We start from the raw sequence: 14,278 nt of genomic DNA on the forward strand, positions 1-14,278 counted from the left end.
TCATGAAGAGTTTCAACAAAATAATTTTAGCGGCCGCCGGCATCTTAACCATAATGGCCGGCTGTAAAAAATATGAGCAGTTCCCGGTTGATAAGGTTACTATCAATTACGTGTTTGATAAAAAAGATTCCTTAGGCACCAATGCCCAAATGTTCCTGTATGGGATTTATGCAGCGCTCCAAAACGGGCACAACAGGGTAGGGAACGACTACCTTGACGCGGCCAGTGATGATGCCATGTCATCGGCTTCGGTATCATCAAATGTAGTAACCATACTTTCAACAGCATCTTATAATTCATATACTATCCCCGCCGGTGAAAACCTTTGGGCTTATTACTACGCCGGCATCCGCAAGGCAAATGAGTTTGTGAACAATATTGATGTAGTGCCGGTACTTGCACAATACCATGGTTACTCCATGAAATATGTATGGAAAAGCGAGGCACGTTTTTTAAGGGCGCTATATTACTTTGAACTGGTTAAACGTTACGGTGGCGTTCCCTTATTGGGCAACAAGGTGTTTACTATAACAGATAATGTAGCCTTGCCCCGTAATTCCTTTGCCGATTGTATCAAGTATATTGTAAGCGAATGCGATGCCATTAAGGATACCCTGATGAGCGCGCCGCTAAGCAACCCTAATGCTGATTACCACCGCCCTACCAAAGGCGCCGCCATGGCTTTAAAGGCCAAAGTACTGCTATATGCGGCAAGCCCATTATTTAACGGGCAGAATATCGATGCCTCAAATCCACTAACCGGTTATACCGATTTTAGCGCCGACAGGTGGGCACAGGCTGCTGCTGCCGAAAAAGCGGTAATGGACCTGAATGTTTATTCGTTATTGCCCAGCTTTAAAGATGTATTTCTGACTCAAAACAGCTCTGAAAATATATTTATCCGCCAAACAGATAATTCATCCTCGATTGAAACCACTAATGGCCCGGTTGGATTTACCGGGGCGGTAGGCAAGGGGCAAACCAGTCCTACACAGCAATTGGTTGATGCCTTCCCCATGAAAAACGGTTTGGCTATTACTGATCCGGCATCAGGTTATAACCCGGACAACCCTTACCAGAACCGCGACCCGCGCTTAACCTATACCGTGCTCTATAACGGTGCAAGATGGCTTAACTCAGATCTGCAATTGTATGAAGGAGGGGCCAGCAAACCCAACGGTTCATTACAACAAACCAAAACAGGCTATTACATGCGCAAGTTTATGGGCAATTTTGAAAACACCAATGCCTACGCTGCGCATGTCATAGACTGGCAGATCCTGCGCTATGCTGATGTGGTTTTAGGCTATGCCGAAGCACTCAATGAATCGGCAGGTGCAACTCCCGAGGTTTATAATGCTGTTATCAGCATCAGGAAAAGGGCAGGTATAGATGCGGGCACCGGCAATTACGGACTTAAAGCCGGTATGAGCAAAGCGGAGATGCGCGCCATCATCCAAAATGAGCGGCGCCTGGAAATGGCTTTTGAAGAGAACCGCTACTGGGACATCCGCCGCTGGAAAATTGCCGAAACGGTAATGAACCAGCCGCAAAAAGGGATCAGCATTGTGAAGATAGGCTCCAGCCTTACCTATAACGTGGTGAATGCGCTCACTACCAAATTCGAAGCGCCTAAGATGTACCTGTACCCAATACCTTATGACGAGGTTTTGAAGAACCCGAATATGAAACAAAATCCAGGATGGTAATCTCAAAATCTCAGCCAGTTAAACCAAAAAAATTAAGCTTTATGAGAAAAATAATACTTCTCTTCCAGATATTAATGATCCTGCTCCCGGCGGTGTCATTTGCACAAAGCAGGACTGTAACAGGTACTGTACGCGATATTACCGGGGTATTGCCAGGGGTATCGGTAATTGAAAAAGGTGTTCCTAATAACGGTGCTATTACAGATCAGGGTGGTAAGTTCAGGCTTGTTCTTAAAGGGCAGTCAAATACCATCATTGTACGTTTTATTGGTTATATCCCGCGTGAGCTCCGTGTATCTGAATCGGGCAGAATGGATATCATACTGCAAACCAATACCAACGGCTTGGATGAAGTAGCCGTAGTAGCTTACGGAACTAAAAAAAGGATCACCAATACCGGTGCTGTAAGTTCCATTTCGGCCAGTGAGATCCGCACCGTGCCAACAGCCAACGTGCAAAATGCTTTAACCGGTAAATTGCCGGGCTTTTTTTCGCAGCAAGGTTCGGGCCAGCCGGGTAAGGATGCTTCAGATTTTTATATCCGCGGGGTAAGCTCGCTAAACCCATCGGGTAACCAGCCGCTCATTATTGTAGATGACATTGAGTACAGCTATGACCAGTTGCAGCAGATCAACGTGAATGAGATAGAGAGCATCTCGATTTTGAAAGATGCGTCAACAACGGCTATTTATGGTATCAAGGGAGCTAACGGCGTATTGGTGGTAACCACCCGCCGCGGCAAGGCCGGCACCCCTAAAGTGAATCTTCGTGTGGAAAGCGGCATCCAGCAGCCTACTAAAACGCCGCAGTTTTTAGATTCATATAATACAGCGGTATTGATTAATGAGGCCCAGCATAATGACGGCATCCCGCTTAGCTTTACCCAGCAGGACCTTGACCTCTTTAAAAATGGATCCGATCCATACGGCCACCCCAATGTTGATTGGTATAACAAGATATTCAAGAAATACACCTATCAAACCAATGCCAACCTGGATATTTCGGGTGGTACAGCCGGGGTAAAATATTTTATCTCGGGTGGCGCGCTAAACCAAAATGGCCTGGTACGTGATTTTGCCGATCCGCAAAGTTTGGTGAATACCAATTACTATTTTAAACGCTATAACTTTCGCTCAAACCTCGATCTGAAAGCCAATAAAACCCTTGACCTGCGGCTGGACATTACCACCCGTTTCTCCGACCTGAACCAGCCTTATAACCAGAACGCCGTGAGCGAGGTATATAATTTTACCAAGGAAACGCCTTTTACGGCGCCATATCTTAACCCTAACGGAAGTTATTCATACGCCTATTCATCGTTTAATCCCGATCACCTGCCAACGCTTAACGCCAGGCTGGCAACAGGAGGCTATCAACATTCCCGCCGTACCGATTTTAATGTGCTTTTTGGCGCAACCCAAAGACTTGATGCTTTAACCAATGGCCTTTCGGTAACAGGCAGGGTTGCTTATTCAAGCATTGAACAATTTACCAAGCAAATCTTTAACGGAGGCATCCCTGCTTATCATTATGATCCGGCTACTAATCAATATTCCTTAAGGCCGGGTGCTACCTATGTATATCAAACTTATGCGTTAACGGGCAGCACCGATATCAATACCAATAACTACAACCTGCAGCTTTACGCCAATTACGACAGGACATTTCGTGGTTCGCACCATTTTTCGGGATTGTTGTTGTTCAATCAAACTTCGCAAACGTATTTCACCTACCCGCTGCTTGATGGCGCGCAGGTTGGTGTGCCGCAAAAGTTCCGCGGTATATCGGGCAAGGTGGGGTATGACTTTAAACAGAAATTCCTGTTCGACTTTAACGTAGCCTATAACGGCACCGACCGCTTTGCAGCCAATCACCGCTTTGGGATTTTTCCGGCTGTGAGCTTTGGTTATAATATCGCCAAAGAGTCGTTCTTTGAAAAAGCCTTCCCTATGTTCAGTCTTTTGAAAATAAGGGGCAGTTATGGTTTGGTTGGTTCGGATGCAGCGCCGGGTAACCGTTATGTATATAACCAGGTTTACAACCAGGGCGGTGGTTACAATTTTGGCGAAACAGCTCAAAACTATAATTCTATATATGAAGGTTCTTTGGGCAACCCGAACGTAGTTTGGGAACGTGCCAAAAAGGTGGACATTGGGCTGGATGCCAACTTATTTAATGATAAAATATCCATCACGGCCGATTATTTCCACGATATCCGTTACAATCAGCTGATTACACCCGGGAGTATACCGGAGATTTTGGGTGTTGGTTTGCCTGCCGTAAATATCGGTAAAACCCGTAACCAGGGCCTCGACGGGCAGATCAGCTATCATAGCACGCTCGGCAAAGTACAGTACAACGTTGGTTTCGTGTTCTCGTATGCTAAAAACAAGATCCTATATGAAGATGAGGCTACCCCGGCATATCCATGGCTGGCGCAAACCGGTCATTCAATTGGACAGCAATATGGTTATCACTTTTTGGGATACTATACCGCTGCCGATATTGCCGCCATCAATTCGGGAAGCAAATCGGTACCCGTACCTGATAACGGTATCCCACTACAGCCCGGCGATCTGAAATACCAGGACCTGAACGGTGACGGCGTTATTAACGTTTTTGACAAAAGGCCGATCGGAAATCCAAACCTGCCAAATACCATACTCGGTCTTTCATTGCAGGCGGTTTACAAAGGTTTTAGTGTAAGTGTGCTTTTGCAGGGATCGTTTAACTACAGTTTCGCGGTGATTGGTACAGGTATCGAACCGTTTCAAAGCCAGTTTCAGCCCATTCACCAGGAACGCTGGACATCCGAAAACCCGGTTAATGCCGCCTTCCCAAGGTTAACTACCAATCCAACTTCGGTAAACAGCCCTACGGCTTATTTTTCTGATTACTGGTTATTAAACGCGCATTACGTGCGGTTAAAAACGGTTGATATCGGTTACCAATTGCCAACTAAATTGTTGCCCTTCAAGATTAATAATGCCCGCATTTATATGAGCGCATATAACCTGCTCACTTTTGATAACTACAAAAAATATCAGCAGGACCCCGAAATTGCTACCAATACCGCGGGCGATGCGTACATTAACCAGCGGGTGATTAACCTGGGCATCCAGGCAGGTTTTTAAAAACCAATAGATAAACCATAAGGGGCCGGCGTTGCGGTGCCGGCTTCCTTTTTTGATTTGGCAGATAAACTTTAAATTAGGATATGTTTCCAACCATCGGCGATCTGATATATTATCTCTTCCATATCCGGATTGGATTTCCTATCCAAACGCTTGGTTTTTTTATAGCACTCGCCTTTTTATTTGCCTACATAGTGTTTACTTCTGAATTTAAAAGATATGAAGCCATTGGAAAGATCAGTGCATTTAAGCGGAAGGTAATCATCGGAAAACCCGCTTCAGCAGCTGAAATGATCATTAATTTTTTGCCCGGTTTTTTATTTGGCTTTAAACTTTTTGGAGCCGTTTTTAATTACCAGGTTTTTGCTGCAAACCCGCGGGCATATATTCTTTCATTGCAGGGAAATTTAACAGCAGGCGTATTTATTGGCGGTGCATTTGCCTTTTGGATTTACTGCGACCGAAAGAAATTTGCATTGCCTAAACCGCAAACAACCGAATATACTGTACACCCTTATCAATTAATGGGGCTGATTGTTTTCAGTGTTGGACTTTTCGGTTTCATTGGCGCCAAGCTTTTTGATATCGTTGAGCATTTTGGCAGGTTGAGATATGATCCGCTGGGTACTATATTTTCGGCCAACGGATTTGCTTATTACGGCGGCCTGATCTTTGGCGCATTGACTTATTTGTATATCGGCCACCGGCATAACATGAAACTGGTCCACCTTGCCGATATCGGTTCGCCGGGCATGATGCTGGCGTATGGCATTGGCCGTATTGGTTGCCAGCTGGCGGGTGACGGCGATTGGGGTAAGGTTAACCCACATCTAAAACCCGGTTTTTTAAGCTGGCTGCCCGATTGGATGTGGGCGTTCAATTATCCGCATAATGCTGTCAATGCAGGTACACTGATACCCGGTTGCCTGGGCAACTATTGCAATCAACTGGCTAACCCGGTGTACCCCACGCCGTTTTATGAGGCTGTACTTTGCATTGGTATGTTTTTGCTGATGTGGGTTTTTCGTAAACGGATAGTTACACCCGGTTTTATGTTTTTCCTTTACCTTGTGCTCAACGGTACCGAGCGTTTTTTGATAGAGCAGATCCGTATAAATCCGGTTTATCATTTTTTAGGTTTACCGTTTACCCAGGCCGGCTTCATCGGCTTTTTAATGCTGATGGGTGGATTAACAGGTTTTATTGTGCTGTTTGCTAAACACAAAAGCCATCATCATAAACATTTACCTGTATTATAAATATCATTTAATGAAGAAAATTACCCTTGTTTGTTTAGCTTGTTTGAGCTTGGTTTTAACCAACAGAGCCTTTGCGCAAAAAACTGATACCGTTAATCTTACCGATATTAAATTTAAGGTAGAGGCCGCGCCGGAATGGTCGGCCCTGCTAAAGCGTGATTCGGGCTGGTTTGGGGGCGATGGTATTTATACTATCCCTTTGAATGGGAAGGAGACCGGCCAGGCAAAACATAACGATAAAGTGCTTTTTATTTTCAGCGACAGCATGATAGGCGCGGTGCGTGATAACACAACGGCGTCGGGAGCCATCATGATCCACAATGCGGTAGCTGAACTAAAAGGCAACGAGCCTTTGGATAAACAAATGAAATTTTACTGGGATAAAAACGCTAAAGGAAAACCGGAGTCTATTTTTATCCCCCATACACCTAAAACAGGAGCTACAGATTACTACTGGCTTGGCGATGGCTTTGTAAACCAGGCAATGAATAACAGCATCTATATTTTTGGATACAGGGTGCATAACGTAAGCAACGAAGCATTTGGTTTCAGGGAAGTTGGCAACACGCTCATCAAGATCCCGGCAAACAGCAAGCCTCCGTATAAAGACCTGAAGCAAATGGATACGCCGTTTTACCTGGTAGATCAGAAAGGGGAAAGCGGCTCGTTTGGTGCCGGCATTTATGTAAATACCAAAGAAGCCGGTGCGCCAAAGCCCGATGGCTATATTTATGTTTATGGGGTACGTGGCATGGCCAAGCACCTGATGGTTGCCCGTGTACTGCCCGGGGATTTTGAAGATTATAGTAAGTGGACTTTCTATAATGGCAAAGCCTGGGTTGCCGATATGGAACAGGTTGCCAATGTAACAAGCAGCGTATCAAATGAGTTAAGTTTTAGCCCGCTGCCGGATGGTCGTTATGCGTTGATATTCCAGGTAGGGGGGATGACCACATCGGTGGGGATGCGGATAGGTGCAAGCCCGGTAGGTCCGTTTGGCCCGATCATTAAATTATGGGATTGCAAGCCTGATCTTATCGCCAAAACGTTTGTGGTTTATAATGCCAAGGCGCATCCAAGCTTATCAAAGCCCGGTGAACTGCTGATCAGCTATAACATTAACTCGGTTGATTTTTTAAACGATCTGAAGAAATATCCAAACCTGTACAGGCCAAGATTTATCAGGGTAAAGTTTAACGAACACGAATAGGCTCGAATTGAAGGAGCACGAATGGAATTAGTGTTTAATATAACCCAATGAAAATACGTTCGCTTGTATGCGCTGCTGCGCTTATTTATGCCGGAAACCTGTTTGCGCAGGAGGCTAATCTTGTTAAATATGTAAATACCCGGCAGGGCACCAATACCAAATATGAGTTCTCATATGGTAATACCTACCCGGCTACCTCATTGCCTTTTGGCATGAACACCTGGACACCGCAAACCGGCAAAAACGGCGATGGATGGAAGTACCAGTATTTTGAGCATACTATCCGCGGTTTTCAGCAATCGCACCAGTGCAGTTCATGGGTAAATGATTATGCGGTATTTTCGCTCATGCCGGTTGCAGGGAAATTAGTTGTTAATGAAGATGAACGGGCGGCATCATTTAGCCACGATAACGAGATAGCGCAACCAGGTTACTATAAGGTAAAACTTGATAATAATATTACAACCGAAATGTCGCCGACCGAACGGGGAGCGCACCTGAGGTTTTCGTTCCCGAAAGGTAAAGCCTCTTATCTTGTTTTAGATGGCTACACTAAAATGAGCGGGGTAAAAATCATCCCGGCCGAGCGGAAGATAACAGGCTACGTAAACAACAGCCGCTGGGCCCCTAAAGATTTCAGGAATTACTTTGTCATTATTTTTGATAAGCCCTTTACCGATTACGGCACCTGGGAAAATAAAAAGAATACCCTTTCGGAAAAGAACGAATCGGCAGAGGGCGAAGGTATCGGGGCCTATATCAAATTTAAAGATGGCGAAACGGTACAAGCGAAAGTAGCTTCATCCTATATCAGCCCGGAGCAGGCCGAACTTACTTTGACAACTGAACTGGGTAAATACAAATCATTTGATGATACCCGTAAAGCTGCTGATAAAGTATGGAACCAATTGCTTGGCCGTATGGCCATTGAGGGGGCCACGGAAGATCAGAAGGCGACTTTTTATTCGTGCATGTATCACGCCAATCTATTCTCACACCAGTTTTTTGAATATAATAAAGATGGGAAGCCATACTATTATAGCCCTTACGATGGCAAGGTACATGACGGTTATATGTATACCGATAATGGTTTTTGGGACACTTTCCGTGCCCAATTCCCGCTGAATACTGTATTGCACCCCAAGATGGAAGGCCGGCTTGTAAATGCCTTGCTTGATGCGCAGCAGCAATGCGGCTGGTTGCCGGCCTGGTCGTTCCCGGGTGAAACGGGAGGAATGCTCGGTAACCATGCCATATCCCTATTAACCGATGCATGGGTGAAAGGGATCCGCACCTTCGACCCCAAAAAAGCCCTGGAGGCTTACTATCATGAAGCTACCAATAAAGGTCCGTGGGGCAGTGCCAATGGCCGCCCGGGCTGGAAGGAATATTATGCCAATGGTTATGTGCCTTTTACGCCGCAAACCCTTGGTTCAACTGCCTGGACGCTGGAGTTTGCATACGATGATTTCTGCGGATATCAACTGGCTAAACTCACCGGCAATAAATTTTATGAAGATGTTTTTGCCCGGCAGATGTACAATTATAAAAACCTGTTTGATACCAAAACCCGTTTCATGCGCGCGAAAGATGCGCAAGGTAATTGGATTGAACCTTTTGACCCAATGGATTGGGGTGGCCCCTATACCGAAGGTAATGCCTGGCACTGGACCTGGTCTGTTTTTCAGGATACGCAGGGCTTGATCAACCTGATGGGCGGAGAGAGAAACTTTACTGCTAAGATTGATTCGGTATTTACTGAGCCTGGAACAATCAAAGTAGGAGGGTACGGACAGGTGATCCACGAAATGACAGAGATGGCCGAATTTAAAATGGGTCAGTACGCCCAGGGTAACGAGCCTATTCACCATTTGCTTTACATGTACAACTATGCCGGCCAGCCATGGAAGGCGCAGCAACATTTGCGCAGTGTGATGGATAAGATGTATAACGCCGGCGAAAATGGTTACCCTGGTGATGAGGATGAAGGACAGATGTCATCTTGGTTTGTGTTGAGCGCCGCTGGCTTTTACAGTGTTTGCCCCGGTACCGATCAGTATGTGATTGGTAGTCCGCTATTTAAAAAGATGACTATCGCTTTGGAAAATGGCAAAAAGTTCGTGATAGAAGCTAACAATAACAACAAAGAGAACGTGTATATTCAGTCGGCGACGCTTAATGGTAAGCCTTATACCCATAACTGGATCAGCCATGCTGATATTATGAACGGCGGCATATTACACTTTGAAATGGGTGATAAACCAGCTGTGACCCGAGGCGTAGCGCTTGAAGACAGACCGTTTTCGCTATCAAAAGCTCAATAACAAAATTAAGAAGAATATGGAAAACGTCATTGCGAATGTTTAAATCCGGAGGCCTCTGAAGGTGAAATGACATTTACACTACCCGTCATCCCGAATTTATTTCGGGATCCCACGCGCTGAGCGGCTATGCAAGCGACCTTGCATGTGGGGTGCTGAAACAAGTTCAGCATGACTGTATTTTTTATTATGTCATGGGTAGGAACGAAGCAATCCCAAACTATACAGAGCCGATCTGCAAATCAGGGATTGCTTCGTTCCTCACAATGACGGTTTACTTTAAGAATTATTAGAATATTAGCTAAAACGATTTTATGATCAATATTTACAAAATAAAAAAGTCAATTCTATTACTTACTTCGGTGATACTGCTGCTCAACCAGGCATCAGCACAGGAAATCTTTTACCTCAACAACACCAATAAACAAATCACCTGGAAAGTAAAAGCCCAGGCCGATCTGGGAGCCGACAGTCTTGACATCTACAAAAACGGTTACGCCACTACTGATTGGGTAAAGGCTATCGTACCCGGTACTGTATTTTCATCATACGTAGCAGCCGGTTTGGAAAAGGATCCCAATTTTGGCGATAATATTTATAAGGTTGATAAAAAGAAGTACGACCGCAATTTCTGGTACCGTACGCAGTTCAGCGTACCTGCAGGTTTCGCTAAACAAAAAATCTGGCTTAATTTCAAAGGCATTAACCGCAAAGCCGAGATCTACCTGAATGGGAAGAAGATAGGTAGCTTAGATGGTTTTATGCAGCGGGGCATGTATGACGTAACGAAACTTTTAAATAAAACAGGGGCAAATACGCTGGCTGTTTTGGTTTACTGTCCGCTGAACCCATTGGTAAATTATGCCAGCCCAACATATATACCCAGCGCCAGTTGGGATTGGATGCCTTATGTACCAGGCCTTAATAGCGGCATTACTGATGATGTTTACCTGAGCAACACAGGTAGCCTTACCATTAATGATCCCTGGATTCGTACAGATGTGCCTACTACCGCCCGGGCTGAAGTATCGGTTTCGGTTGGGGTGAAAAACAGCACCGATACTTTTCAATCGGGGACCTTAACCGGTGTTATTAATCCTGGAAATATCCAGTTTACGCAAAAGGTATTTGTGGGTGCTAACAGCAATGCCGAGGTAAAAATCGACCCAAAACATTTTTCGCAGCTGGTGATCAACGGCCCAAAGCTGTGGTGGCCCAATGGCTATGGCGATGCCAACCTGTACACCTGTAACTTAAGCCTGAAGCTTGGCGATGAAGTATCTGACAGCAAACAGATCCGGTTCGGTATCAAAAAATACAGCTATGATACCGTGGGCCATGTATTGCATTTGTATGTAAATGGCACCAAAGTATTTTTAAAGGGCGGCAATTGGGGGATGGCCGAGTATATGTTACGTTGCCGGGGAGACGAGTATGATACCAAAGTGCGTCTGCATAAGGAAATGAATTTTAACATCATCCGCAACTGGATAGGCTCAACCACGGACGAAGAATTTTATGATGCCTGCGACAAATACGGCATTATGATCTGGGATGATTTCTGGCTTAACTCCATCCCCAACCTGCCTAATGATGTAAATACTTTCAATGCCAATGCTATCGAAAAAATAAAACGGTTCAGGAACCATCCTTCCATTGCCATTTGGTGCGGTGATAATGAGGGCGAGCCTTTACCTCCGCTTAACAACTGGCTTCGCGAAGACATTAGCGCTTACGATGGTAACGAAAGGTATTATCAGCCCAACTCGCATGCCGGTAACCTAACAGGCAGCGGTCCGTGGACTAACTTTGATCCGCGCTGGTATTTCAGCCGTTTTCCTAATGGATTTGGCGGTAACCAGGGTTGGGGTCTTCGCAGCGAGATAGGTACGGCGGTATTTACCAATTTCGACAGCTTTAAAAAGTTTATGCCGAAGGATAAATGGTGGCCCCGCAACGAGATGTGGAACCTGCATTTCTTTGGCCCGTCCGCAGGTAATGCAGGCCCCGACAGGTACGACGATGGAATTAAAAACCGTTACGGAGCCGCTTCGGGTATCGAAGATTATTGCCGTAAAGCACAGCTGCTAAACATCGAAACCAATAAAGCCATGTATGAGGGCTGGGAAGATAACATTTGGGAAGATGCTTCGGGCATTATGACCTGGATGAGCCAGTCGGCCTATCCTTCATTGGTGTGGCAAACCTATGATTACTATTATGACCTCACCGGTGCCTACTGGGGGGCTAAAAAAGCCTGCGAACCGGTGCATATTCAATGGAACCCGGTAAATAATGCTATTAAAGTGATCAACACCACTCGCACCGACGAAAACAGCCTCATTGCTTATGCCGATGTTTATAACAGCGATGGACAGATCGTAAAAGAATACAGCCAGTCAAAAACTATCGATGCGCCATCGAATACAGCGCTGAATTGCTTTACCATGGCTTTTGCTGATAACCGCGAAAACCTGGCACTTAACAAACCCGCATTTGCATCATCAACCACCATGGGGGAGGCCGGTTCTGTAACGGATGGTAATCAGGGAAGCAGGTGGGCCAGTAATTTCAGCGATGCTGAATGGATCTATGTTGATCTTGGCAGGGAGCAAGAGATAAACGGTGTTAAATTGAATTGGGAGGAGGCATATGGTAAAGCTTTCAAGATCCAGGTATCTGACGATGCCAAAAGCTGGAAAGATGTTTATGAAAGCGGCGATGGGCATGTTGGCGTGCAGCAAATCACTTTTGATGAGGTAAAAGGCCGCTACGTGCGTATGTATGGATTACAGCGCGGATCGGGATGGGGCTACTCGCTTTGGGATTTTGAGGTGTACGGCGGCGCGCCGAAAAGCAGTGGTCTTACGGATGTTCATTTCATCAAACTAAGATTGATTGATAAAAACGGAAAACTGGTATCAGATAATTTTTACTGGCGGGGTAATAAACGCACAGATTTTACCGCCCTTAACCAACTGCCAAAGGTTAACCTTAAGGTGTCATCAACCATAAAACAAATTAACAGCAAGTATTATGTGAATGCAAAGATCAGCAACCCATCCTCATCAAAGGCGGCTGCATTTAGCATTCGCGTACAGGCAACAAAAGCCGCCACGGGTGAACAGATACTGCCGGCAATAATGAATGATAACTATTTTTCGCTGATGAAGGGCGAATCAAAAGATATCAGGATTGAATTTGACGCAGCCTTGCTGGGCAAGGATCAGCTGAAACTATTGGTACAGCCTTATAATGATCCGGTAATAACAGAAAAGTAATAATAGGCCTTTGGTACGTTGAAGTTTTAAACTAATTTACCGGTCCAATTAACAAACAAACCTGCACAATGGATACCAAACCCAAATTCACCGAACGCAAGTTCCTTGTAGTACTCATTTTTGTTACCTCATTATTTATGCTCTGGGGCATAGCCATGACCCTCGGCGATACATTAAACAAGCATTTTCAAAATGTTTTACATGTTTCAAAATCACGTTCGGCTTATGTACAGTTATCATTGTTTGGCGCTTACGCGGTGATGGGCATCCCGGCAGGTATGTTCATGAAAAAATTTGGTTATAAAAACGGTGTGCTTTTAGGCCTGGGGCTGTATGCTGCAGGGGCATTCCTGTTTGTTCCGGCGGCTGATGCTAAATCGTTTGACTTCTTCCGGATTGCCTTGTTTATCCTGGCTTGCGGCCTGGCTACACTCGAAACCGTTGCCCATCCATTTGTTGCCTCTCTCGGCGATCAGCGTACCAGCGACCAGCGCATTAACTTTTCGCAGGCCTTTAACGGTGTCGGCGGCGTTATTGGTCCGCTGTTGGGCGGCTATTTCGTTTTAAAAGGAGGGCAGGAGCATTCTAACGACCTGATATCTGTTAAACACCTGTATATTGTGATAGGAGCGGTGATAGCATTAGTTGGTGTAGCATTTTCATTTTTAAAAGTGCCGTCATTGCAGGATCCGCATGTTGTAGCAACAGATTCATACGCTGTTGCTGCCGAAGGACATATTCCGGAAAGCCTGTTCAAAAAAAAGCATTTCGTTTTTGCGGCCATAGCTCAACTGTTTAACGTGGCAGCACAAGGCGGCACCTGGGCGTTTTTCATCAACTACGGTCACGAGATCATGCATTTAACCGACGAACGCGCGAGCTATTATTTTTCATTAAGCATGGTGATGATGATGGCCGGCCGTTTTATTGGCACCTTCCTGATGCGTTACATAGCGCCAAACAAACTGCTGGCGATATTTGCTCTGGGCAATATCCTGATGTGTGTTATTGTAGCACAGGGATTTGGCGTGGTATCATTTGTTGCATTGCTGTTCATCAACTTTTTCTTCAGTATTATGTTCCCAACCATATTTAGCCTGGGGTTGAAAAATTTAGGTTCACAAACGCAAAACGCGTCATCATTTATAGTAATGGGAGTTGTAGGTGGAGGATTGTTTCCGCCTGTTATGGGCCTCATCGCTAATCACAATGTTGCTACGGCTTATTACCTGCCTATCATTTGTTATATGGTGATATTTTTGTTCGGGATCAGTTATCCTAAACTGAATAAAAAAGGAATATGAGCAAATTAGCTTAATCGATTTATTTTTATATTTTGGCCAATAATCGCTTAATAAATCATG

At 45.2% G+C, this 14,278-nt stretch carries 7 protein-coding genes; all 7 read left to right on the forward strand.

The features are described from left to right. Positions 1-2 precede the first annotated feature (2 nt). The 7 genes from ACEN82_RS08710 (at position 3) to fucP (ending at position 14,218) form a co-directional block, all read left to right on the forward strand. The gene (locus ACEN82_RS08710) at positions 3-1,709 is read left to right on the forward strand and encodes a RagB/SusD family nutrient uptake outer membrane protein (RefSeq protein WP_413318961.1); all 1,707 of its coding nucleotides are present in this window, start codon (positions 3-5) and stop codon (positions 1,707-1,709) included. A gap of 41 nt (positions 1,710-1,750) precedes the next feature. Continuing rightward, the gene (locus ACEN82_RS08715) at positions 1,751-4,843 is read left to right on the forward strand and encodes a SusC/RagA family TonB-linked outer membrane protein (protein WP_188832518.1); all 3,093 of its coding nucleotides are present in this window, start codon (positions 1,751-1,753) and stop codon (positions 4,841-4,843) included. Positions 4,844-4,926: 83 nt separating this feature from the next. Next, the gene (locus ACEN82_RS08720) at positions 4,927-6,102 is read left to right on the forward strand and encodes a prolipoprotein diacylglyceryl transferase (RefSeq protein WP_188832517.1); all 1,176 of its coding nucleotides are present in this window, start codon (positions 4,927-4,929) and stop codon (positions 6,100-6,102) included. Positions 6,103-6,112: 10 nt separating this feature from the next. After that, on the forward strand, positions 6,113-7,312 hold the full coding sequence (locus ACEN82_RS08725) for a DUF5005 domain-containing protein (RefSeq protein WP_188832516.1): 1,200 nt from the start codon (positions 6,113-6,115) through the stop codon (positions 7,310-7,312). Positions 7,313-7,359: 47 nt separating this feature from the next. Beyond that, on the forward strand, positions 7,360-9,636 hold the full coding sequence (locus ACEN82_RS08730; protein WP_413318958.1) for a GH92 family glycosyl hydrolase: 2,277 nt from the start codon (positions 7,360-7,362) through the stop codon (positions 9,634-9,636). Positions 9,637-9,947: 311 nt separating this feature from the next. Next, the gene (locus tag ACEN82_RS08735; RefSeq protein ID WP_413318956.1) at positions 9,948-12,914 is read left to right on the forward strand and encodes a discoidin domain-containing protein; all 2,967 of its coding nucleotides are present in this window, start codon (positions 9,948-9,950) and stop codon (positions 12,912-12,914) included. A 68-nt stretch (positions 12,915-12,982) separates the two neighbouring features. Next, positions 12,983-14,218, forward strand: coding sequence for an L-fucose:H+ symporter permease (gene fucP / locus ACEN82_RS08740; RefSeq protein ID WP_413318954.1), 1,236 nt, complete (start codon positions 12,983-12,985; stop codon positions 14,216-14,218). The last annotated feature ends 60 nt before the right edge of the window (positions 14,219-14,278 follow it).

Source organism: Mucilaginibacter sp. Mucisp73 (assembly GCF_059491465.1).

Bases quoted from the DNA above. Each gene is read 5' to 3' on its own strand.
- ACEN82_RS08710 (WP_413318961.1), top strand. From the start codon at position 3: ATGAAGAGTTTCAACAAAATAATTTTAGCGGCCGCCGGCATCTTAACC.
- ACEN82_RS08715 (WP_188832518.1), top strand. From the start codon at position 1,751: ATGAGAAAAATAATACTTCTCTTCCAGATATTAATGATCCTGCTCCCG.
- ACEN82_RS08720 (WP_188832517.1), top strand. From the start codon at position 4,927: ATGTTTCCAACCATCGGCGATCTGATATATTATCTCTTCCATATCCGG.
- ACEN82_RS08725 (WP_188832516.1), top strand. From the start codon at position 6,113: ATGAAGAAAATTACCCTTGTTTGTTTAGCTTGTTTGAGCTTGGTTTTA.
- ACEN82_RS08730 (WP_413318958.1), top strand. From the start codon at position 7,360: ATGAAAATACGTTCGCTTGTATGCGCTGCTGCGCTTATTTATGCCGGA.
- ACEN82_RS08735 (WP_413318956.1), top strand. From the start codon at position 9,948: ATGATCAATATTTACAAAATAAAAAAGTCAATTCTATTACTTACTTCG.
- fucP (WP_413318954.1), top strand. From the start codon at position 12,983: ATGGATACCAAACCCAAATTCACCGAACGCAAGTTCCTTGTAGTACTC.